The sequence below is a fragment of the Streptomyces sp. NPDC059499 genome, assembly GCF_042749285.1.
GTDB lineage: Bacteria > Actinomycetota > Actinomycetes > Streptomycetales > Streptomycetaceae > Streptomyces.
Window position 1 is genome coordinate 1 of the sequence record NZ_JBHYTT010000016.1, and the last position, 26249, is coordinate 26249.

The 26249-nt window shown below is 71.1% G+C and carries 21 protein-coding genes and 1 pseudogene; 18 read left to right on the plus strand and 4 right to left on the minus strand.

The window, feature by feature from the left end:
• Positions 1-146 precede the first annotated feature (146 nt).
• From cimA to ACFW9O_RS29170, 9 genes and pseudogenes are all read left to right on the plus strand, one after another.
• Positions 147-1772, plus strand: a complete 1626-nt coding sequence (gene cimA / locus ACFW9O_RS29130) for a citramalate synthase (RefSeq protein WP_384613434.1) — start codon at positions 147-149, stop codon at positions 1770-1772.
• 186 nt (positions 1773-1958) lie between these two features.
• A complete protein-coding gene (locus tag ACFW9O_RS29135) occupies positions 1959-2993 on the plus strand; it encodes a ketoacyl-ACP synthase III family protein (protein ID WP_384613595.1) in 1035 nt (344 codons plus the stop codon).
• A gap of 90 nt (positions 2994-3083) precedes the next feature.
• Positions 3084-4070, plus strand: a complete 987-nt coding sequence (locus ACFW9O_RS29140) for an aromatase/cyclase (RefSeq protein ID WP_351182003.1) — start codon at positions 3084-3086, stop codon at positions 4068-4070.
• Entirely contained in the window at positions 4057-4686 is a 630-nt protein-coding gene (locus tag ACFW9O_RS29145; protein ID WP_384613435.1) for a hypothetical protein, read from the plus strand. The genes ACFW9O_RS29140 and ACFW9O_RS29145 overlap by 14 nt, the downstream gene beginning before the upstream one ends.
• A 108-nt stretch (positions 4687-4794) precedes the next feature.
• Entirely contained in the window at positions 4795-4986 is a 192-nt protein-coding gene (locus ACFW9O_RS29150) for an acyl-CoA carboxylase subunit epsilon (RefSeq protein ID WP_356429599.1), read from the plus strand.
• A gap of 128 nt (positions 4987-5114) precedes the next feature.
• On the plus strand, positions 5115-6860 hold the full coding sequence (locus tag ACFW9O_RS29155) for a fatty acyl-AMP ligase (RefSeq protein ID WP_384613436.1): 1746 nt from the start codon (positions 5115-5117) through the stop codon (positions 6858-6860).
• Entirely contained in the window at positions 6857-8590 is a 1734-nt protein-coding gene (locus ACFW9O_RS29160; RefSeq protein ID WP_351178538.1) for an acyl-CoA dehydrogenase, read from the plus strand. The genes ACFW9O_RS29155 and ACFW9O_RS29160 overlap by 4 nt, the downstream gene beginning before the upstream one ends.
• 78 nt (positions 8591-8668) lie before the next feature.
• The gene (locus ACFW9O_RS29165; protein ID WP_351178535.1) at positions 8669-9919 is read left to right on the plus strand and encodes an acyltransferase domain-containing protein; all 1251 of its coding nucleotides are present in this window, start codon (positions 8669-8671) and stop codon (positions 9917-9919) included.
• 370 nt (positions 9920-10289) lie between these two features.
• Positions 10290-10637 (plus strand): annotated as a pseudogene (locus tag ACFW9O_RS29170) (4'-phosphopantetheinyl transferase family protein); the annotation flags it as partial.
• A 135-nt stretch (positions 10638-10772) separates the two neighbouring features.
• On the opposite strand, the gene ACFW9O_RS29175 reads toward ACFW9O_RS29170, so the two are convergent.
• The 4 genes from ACFW9O_RS29175 to ACFW9O_RS29190 all read right to left on the minus strand — a co-directional run bounded on the left by ACFW9O_RS29175 (position 10773) and on the right by ACFW9O_RS29190 (position 15350).
• Entirely contained in the window at positions 10773-11387 is a 615-nt protein-coding gene (locus ACFW9O_RS29175; RefSeq protein WP_329207379.1) for a response regulator transcription factor, read from the minus strand.
• A 25-nt stretch (positions 11388-11412) separates the two neighbouring features.
• Entirely contained in the window at positions 11413-12522 is a 1110-nt protein-coding gene (locus ACFW9O_RS29180) for a sensor histidine kinase (RefSeq protein ID WP_384613438.1), read from the minus strand.
• A 192-nt stretch (positions 12523-12714) separates the two neighbouring features.
• Positions 12715-14988, minus strand: a complete 2274-nt coding sequence (locus ACFW9O_RS29185) for a TOMM precursor leader peptide-binding protein (protein WP_384613440.1) — start codon at positions 14986-14988, stop codon at positions 12715-12717.
• Complete coding sequence (locus tag ACFW9O_RS29190; protein WP_384613441.1) at positions 14985-15350, minus strand: hypothetical protein; 366 nt, start codon at positions 15348-15350, stop codon at positions 14985-14987. Before ACFW9O_RS29190 ends, ACFW9O_RS29185 begins: the two co-directional genes overlap by 4 nt.
• A gap of 267 nt (positions 15351-15617) precedes the next feature.
• Between ACFW9O_RS29190 and ACFW9O_RS29195 the strand changes: the two genes are divergently transcribed.
• From ACFW9O_RS29195 to ACFW9O_RS29235, 9 genes are all read left to right on the plus strand, one after another.
• Positions 15618-16412, plus strand: a complete 795-nt coding sequence (locus ACFW9O_RS29195) for an AfsR/SARP family transcriptional regulator (protein ID WP_351178522.1) — start codon at positions 15618-15620, stop codon at positions 16410-16412.
• An 80-nt stretch (positions 16413-16492) separates the two neighbouring features.
• The gene (locus tag ACFW9O_RS29200) at positions 16493-18082 is read left to right on the plus strand and encodes an acyl-CoA carboxylase subunit beta (RefSeq protein WP_351178519.1); all 1590 of its coding nucleotides are present in this window, start codon (positions 16493-16495) and stop codon (positions 18080-18082) included.
• A gap of 265 nt (positions 18083-18347) precedes the next feature.
• Positions 18348-19613: a beta-ketoacyl-[acyl-carrier-protein] synthase family protein gene (locus tag ACFW9O_RS29205; RefSeq protein WP_329207372.1), complete on the plus strand. Its 1266-nt coding sequence runs from the start codon at positions 18348-18350 to the stop codon at positions 19611-19613.
• Positions 19610-20824 (plus strand): ketosynthase chain-length factor, encoded by a 1215-nt coding sequence (locus ACFW9O_RS29210; protein ID WP_384613444.1) that lies wholly within the window; start codon positions 19610-19612, stop codon positions 20822-20824. The genes ACFW9O_RS29205 and ACFW9O_RS29210 overlap by 4 nt, the downstream gene beginning before the upstream one ends.
• A gap of 96 nt (positions 20825-20920) precedes the next feature.
• The gene (locus ACFW9O_RS29215; RefSeq protein ID WP_351178514.1) at positions 20921-21190 is read left to right on the plus strand and encodes an acyl carrier protein; all 270 of its coding nucleotides are present in this window, start codon (positions 20921-20923) and stop codon (positions 21188-21190) included.
• A gap of 150 nt (positions 21191-21340) precedes the next feature.
• On the plus strand, positions 21341-23128 hold the full coding sequence (locus ACFW9O_RS29220) for an acyltransferase domain-containing protein (protein ID WP_384613446.1): 1788 nt from the start codon (positions 21341-21343) through the stop codon (positions 23126-23128).
• On the plus strand, positions 23125-23352 hold the full coding sequence (locus tag ACFW9O_RS29225) for a DUF6059 family protein (RefSeq protein WP_351178508.1): 228 nt from the start codon (positions 23125-23127) through the stop codon (positions 23350-23352). The genes ACFW9O_RS29220 and ACFW9O_RS29225 overlap by 4 nt, the downstream gene beginning before the upstream one ends.
• Positions 23349-25205, plus strand: coding sequence for a 2-oxoacid:acceptor oxidoreductase subunit alpha (locus ACFW9O_RS29230; RefSeq protein ID WP_384613447.1), 1857 nt, complete (start codon positions 23349-23351; stop codon positions 25203-25205). The genes ACFW9O_RS29225 and ACFW9O_RS29230 overlap by 4 nt, the downstream gene beginning before the upstream one ends.
• Entirely contained in the window at positions 25195-26247 is a 1053-nt protein-coding gene (locus ACFW9O_RS29235; protein ID WP_384613449.1) for a 2-oxoacid:ferredoxin oxidoreductase subunit beta, read from the plus strand. The genes ACFW9O_RS29230 and ACFW9O_RS29235 overlap by 11 nt, the downstream gene beginning before the upstream one ends.
• The last annotated feature ends 2 nt before the right edge of the window (positions 26248-26249 follow it).

Genomic DNA, 26249 nt, shown 5'->3' on the forward strand with positions numbered 1-26249 from the left:
GGCCCCTGCCGTCCGCTCCCGCCGCACCGTCGTGTGCGCACGGTCCATCACCGCTCGAGCCTTTCTCCGGCCCGCCGCCGGACCGTGGGGGAAGTATCCGGACAGCGGCCGGCCATCGCCGGCGCACACAGGACAAGGGAGGGGCGATGGCCGAGCAGAGCTTCCAGCTCTACGACACGACCCTGCGCGACGGCACTCAGCAGGAAGGCATGGTGCTGACGGTCGAGGACAAGCTCGCCGTCGCACGCCGGCTCGACGACCTCGGGGTGGGCTTCATCGAGGGGGGCTGGCCGGGGGCCGTACCGAAGGACACCGAGTTCTTCCGTCGCGCCCGCACCGAACTCGACCTGAAGAACGCCGTGCTCGCCGCCTTCGGCGCCACCCGCCGGCCCGGCGTACCCGCCTCCCTGGACCCGCAGGTACGCGCCCTGCTGGAGGCCGAGACCCCGGTGGTGACCCTGGTGGCCAAGAGCCACACAGGCCATGTGCGCAACGCGCTGCGCACCACGCTCGCCGAGAACCTCGCCATGATCAGCGGGACGGTACGCCACCTGGTGCACGCCGGCCGGCGGGTGTTCGTCGACGCCGAGCACTACTTCGACGGCTACCAGCTCAACCGCGAGTACGCGCTCGCCGTGGTCCGCGCCGCGGCCGAGGCCGGCGCCGAGACCGTCGTCCTCTGCGACACCAACGGCGGCTCACTGCCCGACGAGGTGCGGTCCGTCGTCGCCGAGACACTCGCCCTGACCGGCGTGCAGCTCGGCATCCACTGCCACAACGACACCGGCTGCGCCGTCGCCAACACCATGGCGGCGGTGGACGCGGGAGCCGTCCAGGCGCAGGGCACCGCACACGGCTACGGCGAACGGTGCGGCAACGCCGACCTGTTCACCGTCATCGCGAACCTCGTACTCAAGCGGGGCCGCGAGGTCGTCCCGCTGGAGAATCTGCGGGAACTGGCCGCGACCGGCCGGGCCGTCACCGAGCTGACCCAGGTGGCCGGCAACGTCGCCGCACCGTACATCGGCGGCTCGGCCTTCACCCACAAGGCCGGACTGCACGCCTCCGCGCTGCGGGTCGACCCCGACCTCTACCAGCACACCACCCCGGAGCTGGTCGGCAACACCATGCGCACCCTCGTCTCCGACATGGGCGGACGCTCGTCGATCGAACTCAAGGCGCGCGAACTCGGGTACGACGTGGAAGCGGGCTCCGACGCAGTGGCCCGCGCCGCGACCCGGGTGAAGGACCTGGAGAACAGCGGCTACAGCTTCGAGTCCGCCGACGCCTCGTTCGAACTGCTGCTGCGCGAGGAACTCGCCGGCGGCCCCGGGCCCCGCCCCTTCGAGGTCGAGTCCTGGTCCGTCGGGGTGTTCGGGGTGCTGAGCGGCGAGGTCCGCACCGAGGCCACCGTACGGCTCCTGGTGCAGGGCCGCAGCGTCACCGCGACCGGGCACGGCAACGGCCCCGTCAACGCCCTGGACACCGCCCTGCACACGGCCCTGGACCCCTGCTTCCCGGCCCTCGCCCGACTCGAACTGGTGGACTACCGGGTGCGGGTCCTCAGCGGGGAGACCGGCAGCGGCGCCGCGGCCCGGGTGCTCATCTCCTACCGGGACGGGGAGCGCCGCTGGGGCACCGTCGGCGTGGACGGCAACACGACCGCGGCCAGCTGGCAGGCGCTGCTGGACGCCGTCCACTACGTCCTGCTCGACGGACCGCCCGGCCTGGTCCACGACACCGCGCCCCTGGCCGCCGCCGCAACGGGCTAAGAGGCTGCCGGGTGACCTCGGACCGGGCGGCCACGCCCTGGCACGCACGCTTCCGGCGTTGTCGTCGGTCGGCGACGCTCCGCGTCGCCTCCCTCCTCCGCCTTGGAATCGCACGCACCAGACCGCGTCCGCTTTCCGGTCCGAGGTCCCCCGACAGCCTCTGCCCCGACCTTCCTTGGAGTGACAGTGCGTCTGGAAGACGTCTACATACGGGGGACCTCCACACGGCTTCCCTCCCGCATCCCGGTGGCCGACGCCGTCGCCTCCGGGGCGTGCCCGCCCCGGGTGGCAGCGGCCACCGGCATGGAATCGGTGGCGTACTCGCCCCACGAGTCGGCGGCCGAGATGGCAGCGGCCGCCGCCCGGACCGCCCTGGAGCGGGCCGGCACCCACGGCGGCGATGTCGATCTGCTGCTGCACGCGGACACCTACCACCAGGGCCAGGACCTGTGGCCCGTCGCCTCCTACATCCAGCGCGAAGCCCTCGGCAACACGTGCCAGGCCATCGAGATCCGCCAGATGTCCAACGGCGGGCTCGCCGCTCTCGACCTGGCCTCCGCCTACCTCACCGCGGGCCACGGGCACAGCGACGCGCTGCTCACCACCGCCGACCGCTTCTGCGCCCCCGGCATCGACCGCTGGAACACCGACCCCGGCACCCCGTACGCCGACGGCGCCACCTCGCTCGTGCTCTCCCGGCGCGGCGGCTTCGCCCGGCTGGTCTCGCTCGCGATGTACGCGGACCCCGAGCTGGAACCGCTGCACCGCGGCGACGACCCCTTCACCACCGCGCCGTTCGGCCACCGCATGCCCGTGGACTTCGAGGCCGCGAAACGGTCCTTCGTCGGCCGCGCCGGGATCTCGTACGCCATCACCCGGGCGCACAACGGCCAGCAGACGGTCATCAAACAGGCGCTCGCCGACGCCGGCAGCGAACTCTCCGAAGCCGACTGGGTGGTGCTGCCGCACTTCGGGAAGCGGCGCCTGACCTCCATCTACTACAAGCCGTTCGGCATCGATCCCGCGCGCACCACCTGGGACTTCAGCCGCACGGTCGGACACCTCGGCGCCGGCGACCAGTTCGCCGGCCTGGACCACCTGATGGTCTCCGGCCGGGCGGCGCCCGGCGACCGGTGCGTCCTGGTCAGCGTCGGCGCCGGATACAGCTGGGGCTGCGCCGTTTTGGACATCCTCGAACGCCCCGACTGGGCCGCCGCGTAGGCGGGTCCACCGGTTCTCCAGTTTCGCTTGAGCACTTCATGTCAGCCTTGTGATCCGCCTTGCTGCGGACTGTCGAAGGGAAGGTCTGCCGTGGCGCCGACCGCTACGTCCGAAACCGAAGCACTCCATGTCACGGAGCACTCCATCACCGTGGCGGCAGCACCTGAAGCCGTCTACGCGCTGGTGGCCGATGTCGCCGAGTGGCCCCAGGTGTTCGGCCCCACCGTCCACGTCGAGGTGCTGGAGGAGGCCCCCGCCGACGGCGGCGAGCAGCTCCTGCGCATCTGGGCCGTCGCCGGTGACAAGGTCCGCACGTGGACCTCGCGCCGGGTCCTGGACCCGGCGGCCCGCACCATCACCTTCCGCCAGGTCGTCACGGCCGCCCCCGTCGCCTCGATGGGCGGCGAGTGGCGTGTCCAGGAGCTCGAGGACGGCACCACGCGGGTCACGCTGCTGCACGACTACCGGGCCGTCGACGGCGACCCGGCCGCCGAGGAGCTCATCGAGAGCGCCGTCGACGGGAACAGCCGCGCCGAGCTCCTCGCCCTGAAGAACACCGCCGAGCAGGGCGACGCACGCGAGGAACTCCACTTCACCTTCAGTGACTCCGAGACCGTGTTCGGGGCGGCCGGCGACGTGTTCGCCTTCCTGGACCGCGCCGACCTGTGGCCCGAGCGGCTCCCGCACGTGGCACGCCTCGACCTCACCGAGGACGAGCCGGGCATCCAGCACATGGACATGGACACCCGCAGCCCGGACGGCTCCACCCACAACACGACTTCGGTCCGGGTCTGCTTCGCGGACCGCGACGTCATCGTCTACAAGCAGCTCCGGGTACCGGTCGCGATGGCCGGGCACACGGGCCGCTGGGTGATCGAGTCCCTGGGGGACGGTACGGTCAGGGCCACCTCGTGGCACACCGTGACCCTGGACCCCGCGGGCGTACGCACCGCGCTCGGCCCGCAGGCCACCCTTGCCGAGGCACGCGCACTGGTGCGCAAGGCACTCGGTACGAACAGCTCCACCACTTTGCGTCATGCCAAGCAGTTCGCGGAGGAAGCGCGTGCACAGTCGTAGTCAGGACACACCCGTCACCGTGGTCAACCGGTTCGAGGTGAAGGGCGACACCGAGCGGTTCGAGCGAGAGTTCAGGGATCACTCCCAGTACCTGCGCAGACGCCAGGACTTCGACTTCCTGGTGACCGTGCAGCTCGTCGAGAACCCCGCGGTGTTCGTCAACCTCGGACACTGGCGGACCATGCGGGGCTTCCTGAACACCGTCCACGACGACACCTTCCAGGCCCACGTCAAACAGCTCGGCCCGATGGTCGACACCGAGGTGGACCAGGCCGTCAGCGTGGCGCGGGTACTGAAGGAGGACGCCGTGGTCGGGGCGGAGAACGTCGTCCTGACCCGGGCCCGGATCCATCGCGACCCGGCGCTCTTCGAGCGGCGCTTCGCCGAGGCGGACGAGCACTTCGGCCGGCTCGGCGGCTTCGGCGGCAGCGATCTGCTGCGCTCCACCCTCCGCCCCGACGTGTACACGGGCATCCAGTGGTGGCGCGACACCGACGACTGCGAACGCGCCCTGGCCGACGCCGGATACACCGCCCTGACCCGGCAGATGCGGGAGAGCGCGGACGTCGTCGTGGAACGCACCCGTCACCTCGCGTACGAACGCGTCCTGGGCTGACACCCCGTACCGCCTCCACCCGCGCCGGAGCCGAGGGCCACCAGGTCCTCGGCTCCGGCGCGTCCCGGGCGCGAGCCCGCTTCGAGCAGGTGGGAGCAGGCTGTCGTCATGGCGAATCCGATGCGCATCACCGTGCTCCGTGGCCGGCCCGACGAGGCCGAGCTGGCGGCCGTGACCGCCGTACTGCTCGCCCTGGTCCGCCGCTCCGGCGAACCGGACGAGGAGACCAGGGCGGCCTACGCCGGATGGACCGTCAAGCGCGGCGGCTACCGGCCCCCGGTCACCTGGACCGCGCCGTGACGCGGAATTCGCCGTACATCCACGGGCGAGGTCGAGGACCCCTCAAGGGTCCACCCCTACCTTGCCCACAGCAGAGCCAGCCGTGGCCCGTCCCCGGGGACGGCGCCACGACATTGGGAGGGGGAGGCGTGAGAGGTCACCGGACCTTTACGGAACACATCCAAGCCCAGGCCGCCGAGACGCCGGACCGGGAGGCGCTGATCCTCCTCACCGAGCGCGACGGCAGCCTGTGGCCGCAGACGATCGCGTACGCGGAACTCGACCGCTCGGCCCGCACCCTGGCGACCGCACTGCGCCGTCATGTGGAGCCGGGGGAGCGGGTGCTGATCGCGCACCGCTCACGCGCCCTGTTCGTCACCGGCTTCCTGGCCTGCCTGTACGCGGGAGCCGTCGCCGTACCCGTCGCCCCGCCCGGCGGACGCGGCCACCACGACGACCGCATCGCCGGGATCGTCAAGGAGGCCGCCGCCGTGTGCGTGCTCACCTCCACCGACGAGGCCGCGGAGGTCTCCCAGCTCCTCGCCCGCACCGGACACGGCGACGTCGTCTGCCTCCTGGCCGACGGCCCCGCCGCCACCCACGCCCCCGAGCCCTGGCAGCCCTTCGTGCCCGGACCGGACACGGTCGCCTACCTCCAGTACACCTCCGGCTCCACCCGCGACCCACGCGGCGTGGTCGTCACCCACCGCAGTCTGCTCGCCAACCAGCGGGCCATCCAGGAAGCGCTCGGCACCCGCCCCGGCATCCGGATGGGCGGCTGGCTGCCGCTCCACCACGACATGGGACTCGTCGGCCAGCTCCTGCACGCCCTGTGGCTCGGCGGCACCGCCGTGCTCATGTCGCCGGCCGCGTTCGTCAAGCGGCCCGCGAACTGGCTGGAGGCCGTCTCGCGGTACGGGCTGACGGTCAGCGGAGCCCCGGACTTCGCGTACGAGCTGTGCGTGCGCAGGATCAACGACTCGCAGCTCGCGGGCCTGGACCTGTCCCGCTGGGAGGTCGCCGTCAACGGTGGCGAGCCCATCGACCCCGCCACCCTGACCCAGTTCGCCGAGCGCTTCGCCCCGGCCGGACTGCGCCCCGGTGCCCTGGCGCCCTGCTACGGCCTGGCCGAGGCGACCCTCCTCGTCTCCGGCACCCGCACCGCCCCGGCCGCCGCCGCCCGCACCGTCGACGCCGGCGCCCTGGAGGCCGGCCGGCTCACCGCTCCCACCGGACCCGGCCGCACCCTCGCGCACTGCGGTCCCGCCGCGTCCGCCGAGCTGCGCATCGTCGACCCGGAGACCTGCCGCGAGCTGCCGGACGGCCGGATCGGGGAGATCTGGGTCCGCGGCGAGAGCGTGGGACCCGGCTACTGGGCCCGGCCCGCGGAGACCGCGGCGGCCTTCGACTGCCGCATCGACGGCGGTGGCGGCGGCTATCTCCGCACCGGTGACCTCGGGGCCCTGCACGACGGCCTGCTGCACGTCACCGGCCGGCTCAAGGACATGATCGTCGTCGCCGGGCGCAATCTCTATCCGCAGGACCTGGAACGCACGGTTCAGCAGGTCAGCGGCCTCTTCGGGGCCGCCACCGCCTTCGCGGTGCCCGGCGCCCGCGAACGCATCGTCATCGTCCAGGAGCTGCGGGCCCGGAGCCGGTACGACATAGACCTCGCGGCCCTCGCCGCCGCCGTCCAGCAGCGACTCAGCGAGGAGTACGAGGTCCGTACCGCCGGGGTGCTGCTCGTACGGCCCGGCACGGTACGCCGGACGACGAGCGGCAAGGTGGAGCGGGCTGCCATGCGCCGGCTGTTCCTGCGCGGTGAGCTCACGCCGCTGCACCAGCGGATCGAGCCCGAGGTCGAGCTGCTGCTGGCAGCGGGGAGGCAGCGATGACCACGGCAGAGGAGCGGATCGACACCCTGGAGCGGGCGTTCGGTCCCCTCGACGATCCCGCGAACCCGCTCGGCACCGCCGCCCTGCTCGCCGCCGACGCGGCGGGGGAGGTGCTGCCCGAGGCCGAACAGGTGCTGGACGCGTTCGACCTCAACGCCGAGTTCGTGCCCGCCGACGTGGGCGGCCGGCTGGAGCGGATGGACGTGCTCGGACGGATCCTCCGCCCCGTCTTCCGCCGGGACGCCTCCCTCGGCTTCGGCTACGGGCTCAACTGCTTCTTCGCCACCACCCCGGTGTGGACCGCGGGCGACCCCGGACAGCGCAGCCACGCCGCCCGGCTGCTCCTCGGCGGCCGGCGCGTCGCCGTGGCCCGGCACGAGGTCGCGCACGGCAACGACTTCGTACGTGACGAGTTCACCGCACGCACCGTTCCCGGCGGTCTGGTCCTCGACGGCAGCAAGTCCGCCATCGCCAACGCCTCACGCGCCACCGGCCTCGTCATCTTCGCCCGCACGGAGGGCGCCGCCCGCGGGCGCAGCCACACGGTGCTGCTGCTCGACCGTGACGAACTGCCCGCCGACCGGGTCGAGGACCTGGCCCGCCGCACCACCACGGGCATGCGCAGCGCGGAGTTCGGCGGACTGCGGATCACCGACTGCCCCGTACCGGGGAGCGCCGTGCTCGGCGAGATCGGCGACGGCTACGAACTGTCGCTGCGCTCCTCGCTGCTCATCCGGGGACTGATCCCGTCCATCGTGCTGGCGGGCGCCGACACCGCGCTGCGCACCGTCGCCCGGTTCGCCAACCGGACCAGGGAGGACGGCCGTTCGTCCCTGGACGTGCAGCACGTGCGCGACGTGCTCACGGGCGGATTCCTCGACCTGCTGGTCATCGACTGCCTCGCCCTGGTCGCGACCAGGGCGCTGCACCTGCTGCCCCGGCAGATGAGCGCCTACGCGGCGGCCGCCGCCTATCTGGCACCCAAGCTCGTGGCCGAGAGCATGGACGAGATGTCGTCGGTGCTGGGAGAGGAAACGTTCGCCCAGGACGGCGCGTACGGAATGTTCCAGAAGCAGCGCCGCGACCTGCCGGTCACCTCGCTGGGCCACGCCGGCAGCGCCGGCCGGCAGGTCAGCATCCTGCCCCAGCTCCCGTACTTCGCACGGCACGCCTGGTTCGCGGATCCCGAGCCGCCCCCCGGCCTGTTCCGCCCGCACGAGCCGCTGCCGCCGCTGGACCTGTCCCAGCCGGTCCTGCTCGGCGACGGTGACCCGCTCGCCGCGACCCTCGTCGCCTGCACGGACCTGCTCGAAGCGGCAGGGGGGCAGGGCGAGGAGGGGGAGGGCGGCCCCACCCTGCGCTTCCTGGCCAGGGCGCTCACGGGGGAGCTCGTCGAGCTGAAGAAGGCGTTCGAGAAGGTGCAGCAGGGCGACCGGGACGCGCTCTCCAGCCCGTACAGCTTCGGTCTCGCGGACCGCTACACCCTGGTGCTCGCCGGGGCGGCGGCGCTCGGGGTGTGGCGCGAACAGCGGCATGCGCCCGCCGATCGTGTCGATTCCTTCCTGGCCGCCCCGGCCTGGGCCACCGCGGTGCTGTACCGGCTGGTCAGACGGCTCGGCCTGCCGCTGCCCGACCGCCCGGCCGACTGCGAGCGCCTCGCGCTCGACGAGGTCATGGCCCGGCTGCACAACCGCCGCAGCTACGACCTCTACAGCTCGCCGCTCGCCTGAACACCCCCGGCAGCCACCCCCCGTACCCCCGACCGCCCCGGGCGCCCCCCGCCCCAGAGCCCGACAGGGAGCAGACTCATGCAGGACCAACCGCCCCGCGCCCAGGACGACTTCGCGGTGGCCCACCGCGAGTGGCTGAGCGAACGGGTCGCGCACTACATCGGCCGTCCGGTCCAGGACACCGTGCCGCTGGCCGAGGAGGGTCTCGACTCGGTGGCCGCGCTCAGCCTCTACGGCGACATCGAGGAGGAGTTCGGACCCCTCATCGAGCCCGACGACATCTGGGCCTACCCCACCGTGCGCCAGCTCGCCGACTTCCTCGCGATGCGGGACGTGAACCAGGGCGGCAGCCAGGTCCGCGCTGCGTTCGTCTTCACCGGACAGGGCTCCCAGCACCCCGGGATGACCTCCGGGCTCTACCTGAACTCCACCGGCTACCGCGCCTTCCTCGACGAGGCCGACGCCGCGATCACGCCGTGGACCAAGCAGTCCGTCGTGAAGCTGATCCTCGCCGACGACCCGGCCGTCCACCGCACGGCGCTGACCCAGCCCGCCCTGTTCGCGGTCGAGTACGCCCTGGCCAGGACCCTGGAGGAGGCCGGAGTGCGTCCGGTGGCCGTACTCGGCCACGGCATCGGGGAGTTCGCGGCCGCCACGGTCGCCGGGGCGCTCACCCTGGCCGACGCCGCGAAGCTCGTGTCGATGCGCGGCGCCTTCATGCAATACCTGCCGCCGGGCGGCGGCATGATGGCCATCTGCATCACACCGTACGAGGCCGCAGAGCTCGTCGCCGCCGAACCCGCCGTGGGCATCAGCGCCATCAACGCGGCGAAGGCGATCGTCCTGTCCGGCGACCGTGCCGCCCTGGAGCGCATCGAGGTCCGGCTCGGCGAGCGCGGCATCCGCTGCCGCCACCTGGCCGTGTCGCACGCCTTCCACTCCCCGCTGATGGCCCCCGTGGTCCCCAAGTTCGAGGCGATCGTCCGACGGATGCCCGGCGGAGCCGCCCGGGTGCCGTTCTACTCGACGGTGTACGGCCGGCTGGCCACCGAGCCGCTCTACGCCCCGTACTGGACCGAGCAGATCACCGCACCCGTCCGGTTCGCCGACGCCGCGCGCAGCCTGCTGGCGCAGCAGGCACCGACGCATGTCGTCGAGATCGGGCCCCAGGCCGTGCTCACGCCGTACCTGCGCCGGATGGGCGGCGGACCGCGCGGTCCCGTCTGCCTGCCGGTGTGCCAGGGGCCGGCGAGTGACGCCGTGGACCTGGCAGGGGTGATCTCCGCCCTCGACGCCGGGCCGCTGGCCGCAGCCCTCTCCGGAGCCTGAGGTGAGGGAACGGGTGGGGCGCCCGTTGCTTGCCGAAGGCCCCGGCGGCCCCTGGGGCGACATCCACGGGGAACTGTCCCGTACGGGCAGCGTCGTGATGTACGCGACGATGCCCGCCTGGGTTCCGCGGGGAGACACCGAGGCCGAGCTGCGCCGGCAGCTGGGACGGGACTGGCGTCGCTACGAGAGCCTCTCCCAGCCCCGTATGCGCGAGAGGTTCGTCGCCTCCCGGCTGTTCCTGCGGCATGCCGCGGCCGCGGTCCTGCGCACGGGCCCCGACCTGGTGGACCTGGCCTACCAGCCGGGCGGGCGGCCGTACGTGCGCGGCTGCGACCAGATCGACGTCAGCCTCAGCCACACCGAGGAGATGATGGTCGTCGGCATCACCCGCAGGGGACGCATCGGCGTCGATGTGGAGCGCGCCGACCGGCGGCTCGCGCACACCGGTTCCGAGCGCCAGGCGTGCACTCCGTACGAGAAGGAGCGGCTGGACGCCGGCGGGGACGGGGCGCGCAACGACACCATGGTGCGGCTGTGGACGCTCAAGGAGGCGTACAGCAAGGCACTGGGCCAGGGACTGCGCTTCCGCTTCACCGAGTTCGGCTTCGCCCTGGACGGTCACAGGGGCGGCGACGGCGCCCAACTGGTCCGCCCGGACGGGTCACCCGTCCCGGGCTCGGAGTGGCAGTTCGGTACGTTCCGGGCAGGGGAGGGCTACGTCGTGAGCGTCGCGGTCTGCGACACCGGCTTCGGTGAGCTGGCGGACCTGTCGGTGGGCACCACGCTGGACGACGGCATGCTCGACACGCTGCTGGGCGCGCCCGGTGCGGACCGCCGGCCCGCGCGGGCACGGTCAGGGGAGCCAGCCGGCTTCCTCGGCGATCCGGATGGCGTCGATGCGGTTGCGCGCGCCGAGCTTGCCGACGATGGCCGTGAGGTAGTTGCGGACCGTGCCCTTGGACAGGTACAGACAGCCGGCGATCTCGGCGGCGTCGGCGCCGCGGGTGGCGAGCCGTAGGACCTCGAGCTCCCGCGGGGACAGCGGGTTCTCCGGCGAGTCCCAGGCGGTCAGCGCCAGTTGGGGGTCCACGACCCGGCGTCCGGTGGCCACCGACCGTACGGCGAGCGCGAGCTGGTCCGGCGGCGAGTCCTTGAGCAGGAAGCCCGAGACATGGGCGGACAGGGCGCGCCGCAGGGTGCCGGGGCGTCCCAGGCTCGTGAGGATCAGGGTGCGGCAGCTGGGCAGCTGCTCGTGCAGCTCGGCTGCCGCCGTCAGACCGTCGATGCCGGGGAGATCGATGTCGATCACCGCGACGTCCGGCTTGGACGCGAGCGCCGTAGCCACGATCGTGTCACCCCGGTCCACCGCGGCGACCACATGGAGATCCGGCTCCAGCTGGAGCAGCGCCACCAGCGCGCCACGGATCATGTGAACATCCTCGGCGAGGAGGATTCTCACGGACAGCATCGTTACCCCCGGTCAGATGATGAAGTCAGGCTACGGCGGATCTCTCCGGGGCCGCGGGCTCCAGCACCAGCAGTTCGTTCTCGTTGGTCTGGGGCCTGAGCGGTGCCCAGACCTCGAGATGGAACCGGCCGTCGCTCCGAAGCCCCGCGGTCAGCCCGCCGCCGATCGCGGCGAACCGGCACCTCAGGTTGTCCAGTCCGCTGCCGCCGCCGGCCCGCGCGGAGAAGACGTCCGTCTGTTCGTGCGGGTGGTCGTTGGTCAGGCCGAGACGGACCGTTTCTTCGTCCAGCTCCGCCTTGATGGTGCAGACCCGGACCCCGCTGTGCCGCAGGATGTTGGTGACCCCTTCGCGCAGGGCGGTGGCGAGCACCGTGTCGACGACCGGATGCAGCCGCCCGCACTCCACCGTGACATCCGCCCTGATGTCCGCGGCGGCGAGCACGGTTCCCGCCGATTCCGCCTCCTCGGACAGCGACATGTCGCGGTACCCACTGGACACCAGCCGTACGTCGGCCAGGGCCTGGCGCGCCACCCGCAGCACCGAGGCGGTCTCGTCGCGTGCCTTGTCCGGGCGGCTGCTGATGAGCCGCTGGATCAGTTCCCCCTTCAGCGTGATGGCGGAGAGGCTGTAGCCGAGCAGGTCGTGCAGATCCCGCGCGAACCTCAGCCGTTCCTGCGTCACGGCCATCCGGGCCAGTTCCTCCCGGGTGGCGTGCACCTCGTGCACGAGGTCGGTGAGACGGGTCAGGCCGTAGATGACGAGTCCGGTGAGGATGCCGGCGATCGTGAAGTACAGGATCAGGTCGACCGTCGCCCCGGCCATCAGGTTGTACACCGGGATGAAGGCGATCAGCAGCCCGTAGCTCGGCCAGGCCCAGCGCGCCGGAAGCGTGAGCAGCAGCGAGGCGGCGAGCGGCCCCTCCATGCTGCCCCAGTTCGTACCGAACCAGACGAGTGGTGCGAAGGTGAGCACCGCCTGCAGGATCAGAACAAGCGCTTTCCGGCCGGTCGGCCAACGACGGGCTTGCGGGGACGAGACGGCCAACTGCACGCCGAACACCGCGAGAACCAGTCCGACGCAGATGATGAGCTGAGTTGTTCCGGGCCGGGTCCGCACCACATTGAGCACCGTCATGGTGCCGTAACAAACAAGAGCCACCACGATAATCGCGCGGGCCAGCCGTGGGGCCGGCGCCTGCGACCGGGGTGAGAACGGAACGACGTTCCTCGTCGGCATCGCCGCCTCCTCGCCAAGGACCAACAGTGGCGGACGCATGCTATGTCTTCCTGTTGTCCGTGAGCTAGCGGATGCGGACGGCAGCCGGATTCAGACGAACAGCGGTACGGGGTTGATTTGTTCGTAAGGGACCGGGTGTTCAAGTCGTCCGAGTTTCAATGGTGTGTCGAAGAGGCGGCCCGGGGCGAATCGCGCCCAGAAGTGCCGCATCCCCGGAATGATCACCTTCACTACGGGAAGTCCCACGTCGGGCCGGGTTTGGTCGAGAATGAGCATCTCCATCCCATGACTCCGTACGAGGGTTTCGGCCAACTCGATGTCATCGCGCAGATCGCCTCGGGCGGTGAAGGAGTAGCAGCCGGGGGTGCGTGGGCTTTCGGCTGGATCCGCCAGGAGGTATGGCTGATTTTCCACCGTCGCCCCATGCCACCAGGCGTAGAGATCCCGGTCGGCGGAAAGGAGTTCGGGAGAGTTCTCTTCCGGAGGCAGCAACTGGGCCATCTCCGTCACCGCTCTGCGCAGTGCCAGCCGGGGATCGAAATGAGCCCCGAAACCGAAGGAAATTCCTTCGGCACTCCCGTCGGTGCGCCGGGACAATGCCGCCATCACGGGTATGCCGAAGTCCGCGGTGAGGTCGAGCACCCAGATGTCCCTGTGCAGCCGCCCGTACGCCTGCCGGGTCCGGGTCAGCCACGGCTCGTCGAACGCGTCGAGGTCCACCGCCGGCTGCCGGGTGCGGTTGTACCACCACAGGGCGACGGCGTCCCGCTCGACCACCTCCAGGAATCCCTGGACGACGGCGTCCTCCGGACTGCTGCCCGCCGCGTTGCCGTTGGAGTCGGCCCACGGAGCGGCCGGTACGCCATCCGGTCCGGGGCCGAAGTAGAGCATGGAGGTGGGCAGCAGCCGCTGGGTGCCCGACGTGAGTGACCAGACAGGGGTCCAGTCGGCCGGTGCCTGCGGGTCGAACGGTGGCGGGACCTGCTGGAAGCGGGAGTGCCGGGCGTTCCAGCGGTCCCTGTCCCGGAACTGCCGGCCGGCGAACAGCTGGCAGGAATTGGGGTGCAGGGCCGCGTCCCCGAGCCCGGTCAGGGTGTCGCGGACGGTGGGCTCATCGCCCTGACGGGTGCCGCAGTAACGTTCCAGCGCCTCGCACAGGGCGCCCACCTCGGCCTCCTGCGGCGTCGTACCCTTGCCGCCGCTCTGCCCCCGCAGGCCGCCCCGCAGACCGGCCAGTGAACGGCTGTCGCCCAGAGCCATGTTGCGCCCGGCGACGTACCGGTTCAGTCCCTCGGGCGAGCCGGGCGCCGGGCGGAGTCCGGAGACGATGCCGGTGACCGGATCGGCCAGGTGCCGGTAGCGCGCCAGTACCGTCTCCGCGCTCTGCGCCCGGTGGTTGCCCCCCACGGTGTGCACCTTCTGGCTGGACCTCGGTACGAAGGGTCTTCGTACCCGCTCGGGGACGAGCTCCGGATCCCCGCACGTCGAGCACTGCGGGCGGCGGGCCACCGGATGCCGGCTGGTGTGCAGGGTGCGGGTGTCCAGCGTGCAGACCGCCTGCTGGCCCTCGTACCGCATGCCGGCCACCCACTTCGTGGCCTCCAGCACCGCCGTGTGCAGCCCGAGGGCCCGCACGGTGGCGAACGACGCCTCCGGGACCTGGACCGTGCCCGCGAGCCCGAGGGCGTGCAGAACCGGTGCCCGGGAGGCCCGGTGGCCGCGCAGCCGGTGTGCCAGACACTCCCAGCAGGCACCCTGCTCCGACCCGAACACCGGGCCCACCCAGGTCTCCGCGCCGCTCGGCTTGGCCAGCAGCCAGGCCCTGCCCGACTCCCGGTGCCGGGCGCCGACCTCGGCCAGCCGGGGGTCCAGGTAGTCGTCGCACAGGACGAGGGAGAGTGCTGCCGGCTCCCCCTCGTCCGGTCCGGTCACCCGCAGTCCGGCGGCCAGGCACTCGGCCCTCGCCGCCCCGGGGTCGGCCCGTCCGAGGGTCACCAGCTCCACCGCCGTCGTGCGGAACGACGCGGAGGCGCTGGGACCGTCGATGCCGGCGAACTCCCAGTACGCCTCCGTACAGGCGTCGGTGGCCGGGTCGTGGTAGCCGATCAGATCGGCCCGCGCGAGTTCCGCGATCATGCGGGCCGCAGTGGCGGGAGACAGCGTCGGCGCTGCGTCCCGCAGCACCCCGGCCAAGGTCCTGGTGCCGTCCAGCAGGGCCGCGAGCTCCTGAACCTCACGCCCCTGCAAGGCTGTTGTCCCCTGTTCCGACAGCAGGTAGACGGCGTCCCCCTCGATCGCCTCCACCCGCAGATGCCTCTTGAACCCCACGGGCAGCTCGGTGCCCGTCCCCCCGGTCATGGTCATGCAAGCGCCGTCCCGGCCTCTTCCCCGGGCAGGGGCGCCATGCCGCTGTAGCACCCGTAGAGCGTGGCGGTACCCGGCCGGTCCAGGTGGTCGATCACCAGGTCCCGCCCCGAAGCACCGGCCGTGCCGTTCTTGAACGCGTCGCCGAACAGCTCCCCGAACATGTCCCCGTAGACCGGCTCCGTCGCCGGGAGGCCGAACTCCGCGAGTACGGAGACCGGGTCGCTCGTGTAACGCTGCGCCAGCTCGGGCTCGAGGCCGGCCCGTGCCGTCAGCAGGGCGAGGCGGTGGTCGGACGTGAGCGGCTGGGTGGCCGTAGCGGCCGGGGCGTCGTGCGCGGAGACGTGCATGGTGATGTTCATGGAGTTCCCCCTCCAGGGTCCGTGAATACGAGACCGGATGCGTTTCCGTCGTTCACTCGTTTCCCGAGTGCCAGGATTCTGCGTCCCGCCGCGTCGCACCGCACAGTGCGAGGCTCACCACCGGGGCATGACATTTTCATGTGCGCCCTCGTGACCACCTCACTGGGACTCGAACGTCGCAGGTGTCAGGCTCGGCCCAGACTCCGCAAGCTCATGCCGGTCCACCACCGGGCCGGCCGCGCAGCGCACGAAAGGGAGGGCGCAATCATGGAGATCAAAGTCCTGGGACCGCTGACAGCCCGTGAGAACGGGGTGTCCGTCGTCCCCACCGCGGCCAAGCCGCGCCAGATCCTGTCCCTGCTCGCCCTGCAGGCCGACCGCGTCGTGACCGTGGCGACGCTGATGGAGGAGATCTGGGGCGAGGACATCCCGCGCAGCGCGGCCACCACCCTGCAGACCTACATCCTCCAGCTCCGCCGCAAGATCGCGGCAGCGCTCGACGGGGACCCGGCCCGCCAGGCCAAGGACGTTTTGATCACCCAGCACGGCGGCTACCTGCTCCAGGTGCAGCCGGGCCAGGTGGACGCCCACGAGTTCAGCCAGCTCACGGCCTCCGGGCGGGCGGCGCACGAGGCGGGCGACCACTACGCCGCCTCCGACCTGCTGGGACGTGCCCTCAAGATGTGGCAGGGCTCCGCACTCGTCGACGTACGCATCGGCACGGTGCTCGAGCTCGAGGTGCTCCGCATGGAGGAGGACCGGATGGCCGCCCTGGAGCGGCGCATCGACGCCGACCTCATAATCGGCCGGCACACGGAGATCGTGCCCGAACTGCGGGTGCTGGTCGCCAGGCACCCGATGCACGAGAACTTCTGCGCCCAGCTGATGACCGCACTGCACCGCTCGGGCGGCGCCTGGCGGGCACTCGAGGCGTACCAGCGGCTGCGCGTCACGCTGGTCGACGAGCTCGGACTGGAGCCCTCGGCCCGGCTGCAACGCCTCCACCAGGCCGTTCTCTCCGCGGACCCCGCGCTCGACCTCCCCGTCCCGGCCTCCGGCTGACCTCCTGGCGCGAGCACTCCCGTACGTCCCTGTCAGGAGCTCTCCAGTAGGTCTCAAGCAGGCGTTCCTACGTTCGGCCGATGACGATCCTTGACGACCTGACGGTCGCACCGGCCGCACCCGACCTGCGACGCGCCGCCGCTGAACTGCGCCGGCTCAAGGAGGAAGTGAGCCGCGGGCCGGACCCCGCAGCCACCCGGCGGCAGCACGAGAAGAACAAACTCACCGCACACGAACGGCTGGAACTCCTCTTCGACGAGGACACGTTCACCGAGATCGAGCCGCTGCGCCGGCACCGGGCCTCCGGCTTCGGTCTCGAAGCCCGCAAACCGCACGGCGACGGCGTCGTGATCGGCTGGGGGCTGGTCCACGGCCGGACGGTGTTCGCCTACGCGCACGACTTCCGCGTCTTCGCCGGTGCCCTGGGCGAGGCGCACGCCGCGAAGGTCCACAAGGTGATGGACCTCGCGGAGGCGGCCGGCGCACCGCTGGTGAGCCTCAACGACGGGGCGGGCGCCCGGATCCAGGAGGGTGTGACGGCGCTCGCGGGCTACGGAGGGATCTTCCGCCGCAACGTCGCGGCCTCCGGGGTCATCCCGCAGATCAGTGTGATGCTCGGTCCGTGCGCCGGGGGAGCCGCCTACTCGCCGGCGCTCACCGACTACGTCTTCATGGTCCGTGACTCGGCGCAGATGTTCATCACGGGACCCGACGTCGTACAGGCGGTGACGGGCGAGAAGATCACCCACAACGGCCTGGGCGGCGCCGATGTGCACGCGAGCGTGTCGGGCGTCAGCCACTTCGCGTACGACGACGAGGCGACCTGCCTGGAGGACGTGCGGTTCCTCATCGCGCTGCTGCCGTCCAACAACCGCGAGATGCCCCCGGTGGTGGCCTGCGAGGACCCCGCCGACCGGCGCACCGACGCCCTCGCGGACCTCGTGCCTGCCGACCCGGGCCGCAGCTACGACATCCGTACGGTGATCGAGGAGATCGTCGACGACGGGGAGAGCTTCGAGGTCCACGAGGCGTGGGCGCCCAACATCGTGTGCGCGCTCGCACGTCTGGACGGCCACCCGGTGGGCATCGTCGCCAACCAGCCCGCGGCCCTGGCCGGCGTCCTGGACATCCATGCCAGCGAGAAGGCCGCCCGCTTCGTCTCGACGTGCGACTCCTTCAACATCCCGCTGGTCACCCTCGTCGACGTGCCCGGCTTCCTGCCCGGCGTCGACCAGGAGCACAACGGCATCATCCGGCACGGCGCCAAGCTCCTGTACGCGTACTGCAACGCGACCGTGCCGCGCATCTCCCTCGTCCTGCGCAAGGCCTACGGCGGCGCGTACATCGTCATGGACTCCCGGTCCATCGGCGCCGACCTGGCCTTCGCCTGGCCGACGAACGAGATCGCCGTGATGGGGGCGGAGGGCGCCGCCAACGTCATCTTCCGCCGGGAGATCGCCGCGTCCGACGACCCGGAGGCGCTGCGGGCGCAGCGCATCGACGAGTACAGGACCGAGCTGATGCACCCGTACTACGCGGCCGAACGAGGCCTCGTGGACGACGTGATCGACCCGGGGGACACCCGTCGGATCCTCATCCGTTCGCTGGCCATGCTGCGCTCCAAGCACGCCGAAGTGCCGTCCCGTAAGCACGGGAATATCCCCACATAGTGGGGCGATTCGACAGATCCACGCACACGCGAGTCCCGGTCTAGGGCACAGACGTTCCATGGCTGCACCGGAAACGGCGGCCCGCTACGAGCGAGCGGCCGACCGGTCCGGCCGGCCGGGGGGTTCCCAACCCGAACCGCCCCGGCCGCCGATATCGACTTGACGATCAGCAGTGACACGGACGAAGGGATCGACAGTGACCCCCACAGTGCCAACCGGCAGGTGCGCAGAGCCGCACCCGGCCCCGTCGAAGGCCAGGTAGACCATGCGCAGAGTCGCCATCACCGGCCTGGGCGTCGTGGCCCCCGGTGGGGTCGGTGTCAAGGAGTACTGGAACCTGCTCACGGCGGGCCGTACCGCCACCCGCAGGATCTCCTTCTACGACCCCTCGCCGTTCCGTTCGCAGGTCGCCGCGGAGTGCGACTTCGACCCCCTGGCCGCCGGACTCTCCCACCAGGAGATCCGCAGACTCGACCGGGCCTCCCAGTTCGCGGTCGTCTCCACCCGGGAGGCCCTGGCCGACAGCGGCCTCGACCTCTCCGCCCTCGACCCGGGCCGCATAGGCACCGCGGTGGGCAGCGCGGTCGGCTGCACCACCAGCCTGGAACGCGAGTACGCCGTCGTCAGCGACGGCGGCCGCAAGTGGAACGTGGACCACGAGTACGCCGTACCCGAGCTGTACCGCCACTTCGTACCCAGCTCCATCGCCGCCGAAGTCGGCCTGGCGGCAGGTGCGGAGGGCCCGGCAGCGGTCGTCTCCACCGGATGCACCTCCGGTCTCGACTCGCTGGGCCACGCGGTCGAACTCATCCGCGAAGGCACCACCGACATCATGATCGCCGGGGCCACCGAGGCCCCGATCTCGCCGATCACCTCGGCCTGCTTCGACGCCATCCACGCCACCACCCCTCGCAACGACACCCCGGAGAGCTCCTGCCGGCCCTTCGACCGGACCCGCAGCGGACTCGTCCTCGGCGAGGGCGCGGCGATCCTGGTCCTGGAGGAGCTGGAGAGCGCGCGGCGGCGCGGCGCCCACATCTACGCCGAGATCGCGGGCTTCGCCTCCCGCTGCAACGCGTACCACATGACCGGCCTCAAGCCGGAGGGCCTGGAGATGGCGGAAGCCATCGACGTCGCCCTGGCCGAGGCCCGTCTCGCACCGGACACCGTCGACTACATCAACGCACACGGCTCGGGCACCAAGATGAACGACCGCCACGAGACCGGTGCGTTCAAGCGCAGCCTCGGGGAGCACGCGTACCGCACCCCGATCAGCTCCATCAAGTCGATGATCGGGCACTCGCTCGGCGCCATCGGCTCCCTGGAGATCGCCGCCTGCGCCCTCGCGATGGAGCACAGCATCCTGCCGCCCACCGCGAACCTCCACGAGCCCGACCCCGAGCTCGACCTCGACTACATACCGCTGACCGCCCGCGAGAAGAAGACCGACGTGGTCCTCAGCGTGGGCAGCGGCTTCGGCGGATTCCAGAGCGCCATGGTGCTGGCCCGCCCGGAGAGGAGCACTTCATGACCACCGCAGTGGTGACCGGCCTGGGCATCACCGCCCCCAACGGCCTGGGAACCGAGGACTACTGGAAGGCGACGCTGGCCGGCGAGTCCGGTCTCGGACCCGTCACCCGCTTCGACGCCACCCAGTACCCCTCCCGGATCGCAGGGGAGGTCAGCGACTACGTCGCCGAGGACCACATCCCCAGCAGGCTGATGCCGCAGACCGACCACATGACGCGCCTCGCGCTGACCGCGGCCGACTGGGCACTGGCCGACGCGGGCATCGACACCACCGAACTGCCGGAGTACGGCATCGGCGTGGTCACGGCCGCGTCCGGCGGAGCCGTCGAGTTCGGCCAGCGGGAACTGCAGAACCTCTGGAGCAAGGGCAAGGAGTACGTCAGCGCCTACCAGTCGTTCGCCTGGTTCTACGCCGTCAACACCGGCCAGATCTCCATCCGGCACAAGCTGCGCGGACCCAGCGGCGTGCTGCTCACGGAACAGGCCGGCGGTATCGACGCCCTCGGCCACGCCCGCCGCCACATCCGCAAGGGCTTCCCGGCCGTCATCTCCGGCGGCATCGACGCGGCCATCTGCCCCTGGGGCTGGGTACCGCAGATCGCCTCCGGCCTGATGAGCACAGTCAACGACCCGGCCCGCGCCTATCTGCCCTTCTCCGAGGATGCCGGCGGATACGTACCCGGCGAGGGCGGAGCGATCCTCCTCGTCGAGGACGCCGAGTCGGCCCGTGCCCGCGGTGCCGCCACGGTCTACGGGGAGATCGCGGGATACGCGGCGACCCTCGACCCGGCCCCCGGAACGGGCAGACCGCCCGGTTTGCGCAGGGCCGCCGAGAACGCCCTCGCCGACGCGGGGATCACCGCCGCCGACATCGACGTCGTCTTCGCCGACGCCGCCGGCGTACCCGAGCTCGACCGGGCCGAGGCCCAGGCCCTCACCGAGATCTTCGGTCCGAACGGTGTCCCCGTCACCGCACCCAAGACCATGACGGGGCGGCTGCTCGCCGGGGGCGCCGCCCTCGACGCGGCAACCGCACTGCTCGCCCTGCGCGACGGTGTCATCCCGCCCACCGCCAACGTCGGCGCCGCCGCCGCGGGCTACACCATCGACCTGGTGACCGAGGCACGCGAGGCCGGACTGCGCAACGCGCTCGTCCTCGCGCGCGGCCACGGCGGCTTCAACGCGGCACTCGTCGTACGCCGCCCGGGCTGAACAGCCACACGAACCCCACGCACCACAGGCACCCCCACCAGCACCACCGGCACACCCGATCAACCCATACGCCCAACCGAGAGGACGGCACCGACCATGAGCACCACGACCGCCACAGTGACCCTGGCCGACCTGACCCGCATGCTGCGCGAGAGCGCAGGCGAGGAGGAGGGCATCGACCTCGACGGTGACGTCATCGACACCCCGTTCATGGAGCTCGGCTACGACTCCCTCGCCCTGCTCCAGGTCATCGGACAGATCCAGCGCGAGTACGGCATCGAGATCCCCGACGACGCCGTCGTCGACGCCGAGACCCCGGGTGCCCTCCTCGCCCTCATCAACTCCGGCCAGGCGTCCGCCGCCTGAGCCGGCCCCATACGGCCGCCCCGCCTTCCGTCCCCCCGGGGCGGGGCGGCCGTCACTGCGCCGAACCATCTGAATCACCCCTTCATTGCCCCCGTACTGCCCCCTTACGCACCGAATGGGGCCGGAGCCGCGGCCCACGAGGAGGGAACCATGTCGCTCACGAACCGGAGTGCGGTGGTCCGCCGGCTGATCGTCAGCCCAGGCTCCGCGCCCCAGCAGCACGCACGAGCCGTGGCCTCGGCCGCCGGCGTATCGGCGGTGCTGCGCGCCTTCGGCCGTCCTCCCGAGGACCTGCCCGCCCGTACCGTCGTCCTCCTCGGCGCGGCCGCCTTCGAACCCGGCATCAGGCCCGAACACGAGGGCTTCACCGTCCGCACCGCATCCACCCCCGGCCGCGCGCTGCGCCAGGCCCACCGGGAACTCCACGAGGGAACCGCCGACCTGGCCCTCGTCGCCGGCTTCGGTGAACCCGACCCCCAGACCATCACCGTGTACGCGGTCAAACGCGCCGCCGAAGCGGTGGCGGAGGGCGACTCGGTTCTCGGCGTACTCGATGTCACCGCCCCCGCCGACGAGGACACCGCCCCGGCGCTGCGCCCGATGCACCAGAACCCGCGAGGCACCGACCCCGACCGGCACCGCCTCATCCTCTGGTCGGGCCAAAACGCCGCCGACGAGGAGCGGGTACGCGGCGAACTCCTGCCGATGCTCAGCGGAGTGCACCGCGAGATCTTCCCCGCCCTGCCGACCACGGTGCCCTGCGGCACCGCCCCCGGCCCGGTTCGCGGAGCGGCCGTCACCGTCTCGGCCCTCGCCTCCCGTGCCGTGCACAAGGCCCGCACCACCGACGCCGCTCGGCCCCGGCCCATCGCCCTGCTCTTCCCGGGCCAGGGATCCCAGCACGCCGGGATGGCAGCGGGCCTCTACCGTCGCGAACCCGTCTTCACGGCGGCGGTCGACGCGGCCCTCTCCCACATGGGTGAGGAGGGCCCCCGCATCCGCGCCGACTGGCTCGACCCCGCACGTGCCTCCATCGGCATCGACGACGTACGCCGGGCCCAGCCCCTCCTGTTCGCGATCGACTACGCGCTCGGCCGCCTCGTACTCAGCTGGGGCGTCCGCCCGACGGCCTTCCTCGGCCACAGCGCGGGGGAGCTCGTCGCCGCGACCTTCGCCGGGGTCGTATCCCTGAGCGACGCGGCCCGGATGGTGCAGGCCCGGGTCCGGGAAGCCGTGAAGATACCGGCGGGCGGCATGCTCGCGGTCGCCGCGAGCGAGGAGCAGCTGCTCCCGTACCTGACCGAGGACGTCGGCATCGCAGCCGTCAACGCCAACCAGCAGGTGATGCTCGCGGGTTCGAAGGGACCTCTCACCGAGGTCGCCGCCCGTCTCAAGGCGGACGGCCACACCGTTGTCACGGTGCCCGCCACCAGCCCCTTCCACTCCCCGGCGATGGCTCCCGCCTCCGACGCGGTGGAGATCGCCTACCGAGACGTCCCACTGCGGGAGCCGAAGCTGCCCCTCTACTCCGGCTACACCGGGGCCCTGATGAGCCCCGACGAGGCGCGCAGCCCCCGCTTCTGGGCCCGCCAGATCACCGACACGGTCTACTTCCGCAACGCCCTGGACGAACTCCTGGCCGCCGACGACGTCCTGCTCGTCGAGGCGGGCCCCCGCCAGACACTCACCGCCTTCGCCCGCAGGCACCGCTCGCTCCGCCTGGGCGCCGGCGCGGTGACCCCGCTCCTCCCGGCCCGCGCCGGTACGCCCGAGGCCGACCGCCAGTCGGTGCTCACGGCGGCGGCCCGCATCTGGACCGAGGGCCACGACCTGGACCTGAACGCGGTGGCCAGGCTGTGGACCTGGAGCGAGGACGAGCAGTCCGCGGGCACCGCGGCACCCCGTATCCAGGCAGAGGCGGAGGTACAGCTCGCATGAAGTACGTGAAGAGAGCCCTGCGCGAGATCTACAGCTCGCTGACCGCGGCGGGCTGGATCTGGCTGGGCCTCCCCACGATGGGACCGCCGGTACCGATGGTGGCGACGCGCCTGCAGGAACCGCCCGAGGGCCATCCGGAAAGGCTCTGCCCGGATATACCGCTGACCCGTACCGAAATCGCTCTGCAAAAGCAGCTCATGGCACCGATCGGGGAGCGGGAGTGAACGAGATTCGCCGTCTGGACCGGGTGATCATCCGTTTCGCGGGTGACTCGGGTGATGGCATGCAGTTGACGGGTGACCGGTTCACGTCGGAGACGGCGTCGTTCGGGAACGACCTGTCGACGCTGCCGAACTTCCCGGCCGAGATCCGGGCGCCTGCCGGCACGCTGCCGGGTGTGTCGTCGTTCCAGCTGCACTTCGCGGACCACGACATCCTGACTCCCGGCGACGCGCCGAACGTCCTGGTCGCGATGAACCCCGCCGCACTCAAGGCCAATATGGAGGACGTGCCGCGGGGCGCCGAGATCATCGTGAACACCGATGAATTCACCAAGCGCCCCATGGCGAAGGTCGGTTACGACACCTCCCCGTTGGAGGACGGCTCTCTCGACGGTTACCACGTGCATCCGGTGCCGTTGACGACGTTGACGATCGAGGCTTTGAAGGAGTTCGGGCTTTCCCGTAAAGAGGCCGAGCGGTCGAAGAATATGTTTGCGCTCGGGTTGTTGTCGTGGATGTACAACCGTCCGACGGAGGGTACGGAGAAGTTTCTCCGGTCGAAGTTCGCGAAGAAGCCGGTCATTGCCGAGGCGAATGTGGCGGCGTTCCGGGCGGGCTGGAATTTCGGTGAGACGACGGAGGACTTCGCTGTCTCGTATGAGGTGGCTCCTGCGACGCAGGCGTTCCCGACGGGTACGTACCGCAATATTTCTGGGAATCTCGCGTTGTCGTACGGGTTGATCGCGGCGGGCCGGCTGGCGGATCTTCCGGTGTATCTGGGTTCGTATCCGATCACTCCCGCTTCGGACATCCTGCATGAGCTGTCGCGTCACAAGAACTTCGGTGTGCGCACGTTCCAGGCGGAGGACGAGATCGCGGGGATCGGGGCGGCGCTGGGTGCGGCGTTCGGTGGTTCCCTCGGGGTGACGACGACGTCGGGTCCGGGGGTGGCGCTGAAGTCGGAGACGATCGGCCTGGCGGTGTCTTTGGAGCTGCCGTTGCTGATCATCGACATCCAGCGGGGCGGCCCCTCGACGGGGCTGCCGACGAAGACGGAGCAGGCGGATCTGCTGCAGGCGATGTACGGGCGCAACGGTGAGGCGCCGGTGCCGATCGTGGCTCCCAGGACACCGGCGGACTGCTTCGACGCGACGCTGGACGCGGTGAGGATCGCGTTGACGTACCGGACTCCGGTGTTCCTGCTGTCGGACGGGTATCTGGCCAACGGTTCGGAGCCGTGGCGGATCCCGGAGACCGACAGCCTCCCGGACCTGCGGACACAGTTCGCGACCGGCCCGAACCATGAACTCGCCGACGGTACGGAGGTGTTCTGGCCCTACAAGCGGGATCCGCAGACGCTGGCCCGTCCGTGGGCGGTTCCCGGGACACCGGGGCTGGAGCACCGGATCGGCGGGATCGAGAAGCAGGACGGCACCGGGAACATCTCCTACGACCCGGCCAACCACGACTTCATGGTCCGCACCCGCCAGGCCAAGATCGACGGCATCACCGTCCCGGACCTCGAGGTCGATGACCCGGCGGGGGCCACCACCCTGGTCCTCGGGTGGGGTTCCACGTACGGGCCGATCACCGCTGCGGTGCGCCGGCTGCGGGCGGCCGGTGAGCCGATCGCGCAGGCCCATCTGCGTCACCTCAACCCGTTCCCGAAGAACCTCGGCGAGGTGCTGAAGGGCTACGACAAGGTCGTCGTCCCGGAGATGAACCTCGGCCAGCTCGCCATGCTCATCCGGGCCAAGTACCTGATCGACGCCCGCAGTTTCACCCAGGTCAACGGAATGCCCTTCAAGGCCGAGCAGCTCGCCACAGCCCTCAAGGAGACCATCGATGTCCAGTGAGGTCCTGTCGCTCGTCCCGAAGAGCGAAGCTTCCCTGAGCGCCCGTGATTTCAAGTCCGACCAGGAGGTGCGCTGGTGCCCGGGCTGCGGTGACTACGCGGTTCTCGCGGCGGTGCAGGGGTTCATGCCCGAACTCGGGCTGGCGAAGGAGAACATCACCTTCGTCTCCGGCATCGGCTGCTCATCACGCTTCCCGTACTACATGAACACCTACGGGATGCACTCCATCCACGGCCGCGCCCCCTCCATCGCGACCGGACTGGCCACCTCACGCCGTGACCTGTCGGTCTGGGTCGTCACCGGCGACGGAGACGCCCTGTCCATCGGCGGGAACCACCTCATCCACGCCCTGCGCCGCAACGTCAACCTCAAGATCCTCCTGTTCAACAACAGGATCTACGGACTGACCAAGGGCCAGTACAGCCCCACCTCCGAAGTCGGCAAGATCACCAAGTCCACGCCGATGGGCTCACTCGACGCCCCCTTCAACCCCGTCTCCCTCGCCCTGGGCGCCGAGGCGTCCTTCGTCGCCCGCACCGTCGACTCCGACCGCAAACACCTCACCAGCGTGCTGCGCGCCGCGGCCGACCACCCGGGCACCGCACTTGTGGAGATCTACCAGAACTGCAACATCTTCAACGACGGCGCCTTCGACGCCCTCAAGGACAAGGACCGGGCCGACGAAGCCGTCATCCGCCTCGAACACGGCCGGCCCATCCGCTTCGGCGCCGACGGCCACAAGGGCGTCGTACGCGACCCGATCACCGGCGACCTCGAAGTCGTCGCCGTCACCGAGGACAACCAGTCCCGCATCCTCGTCCACGACGCCCACAACCCCAGCCCCACCACCGCCTTCGCCCTCTCCCGCCTCGCCGACGCCGACACCCTCCACCACACCCCCATCGGCGTCCTGCGCAGCGTCGAACGACCCGTCTACGACACCCTCATGTCCGACCAGCTCGACACCGCCGTCGAACAACACGGCAAGGGGGAACTGGACATGCTCCTCGCCGGCAAGGACACCTGGACCGTCGTGGGCTGACC

Bases quoted from the DNA above. Each gene is read 5' to 3' on its own strand.
- cimA (WP_384613434.1), top strand. From the start codon at position 147: ATGGCCGAGCAGAGCTTCCAGCTCTACGACACGACCCTGCGCGACGGC.
- ACFW9O_RS29150 (WP_356429599.1), top strand. From the start codon at position 4,795: ATGGCGAATCCGATGCGCATCACCGTGCTCCGTGGCCGGCCCGACGAG.
- ACFW9O_RS29160 (WP_351178538.1), top strand. From the start codon at position 6,857: ATGACCACGGCAGAGGAGCGGATCGACACCCTGGAGCGGGCGTTCGGT.
- ACFW9O_RS29165 (WP_351178535.1), top strand. From the start codon at position 8,669: ATGCAGGACCAACCGCCCCGCGCCCAGGACGACTTCGCGGTGGCCCAC.
- ACFW9O_RS29175 (WP_329207379.1), bottom strand. From the start codon at position 11,387: ATGCTGTCCGTGAGAATCCTCCTCGCCGAGGATGTTCACATGATCCGT.
- ACFW9O_RS29180 (WP_384613438.1), bottom strand. From the start codon at position 12,522: ATGACGGTGCTCAATGTGGTGCGGACCCGGCCCGGAACAACTCAGCTC.
- ACFW9O_RS29185 (WP_384613440.1), bottom strand. From the start codon at position 14,988: ATGACCATGACCGGGGGGACGGGCACCGAGCTGCCCGTGGGGTTCAAG.
- ACFW9O_RS29190 (WP_384613441.1), bottom strand. From the start codon at position 15,350: ATGAACATCACCATGCACGTCTCCGCGCACGACGCCCCGGCCGCTACG.
- ACFW9O_RS29195 (WP_351178522.1), top strand. From the start codon at position 15,618: ATGGAGATCAAAGTCCTGGGACCGCTGACAGCCCGTGAGAACGGGGTG.
- ACFW9O_RS29200 (WP_351178519.1), top strand. From the start codon at position 16,493: ATGACGATCCTTGACGACCTGACGGTCGCACCGGCCGCACCCGACCTG.
- ACFW9O_RS29205 (WP_329207372.1), top strand. From the start codon at position 18,348: ATGCGCAGAGTCGCCATCACCGGCCTGGGCGTCGTGGCCCCCGGTGGG.
- ACFW9O_RS29210 (WP_384613444.1), top strand. From the start codon at position 19,610: ATGACCACCGCAGTGGTGACCGGCCTGGGCATCACCGCCCCCAACGGC.
- ACFW9O_RS29215 (WP_351178514.1), top strand. From the start codon at position 20,921: ATGAGCACCACGACCGCCACAGTGACCCTGGCCGACCTGACCCGCATG.
- ACFW9O_RS29220 (WP_384613446.1), top strand. From the start codon at position 21,341: ATGTCGCTCACGAACCGGAGTGCGGTGGTCCGCCGGCTGATCGTCAGC.
- ACFW9O_RS29225 (WP_351178508.1), top strand. From the start codon at position 23,125: ATGAAGTACGTGAAGAGAGCCCTGCGCGAGATCTACAGCTCGCTGACC.
- ACFW9O_RS29235 (WP_384613449.1), top strand. From the start codon at position 25,195: ATGTCCAGTGAGGTCCTGTCGCTCGTCCCGAAGAGCGAAGCTTCCCTG.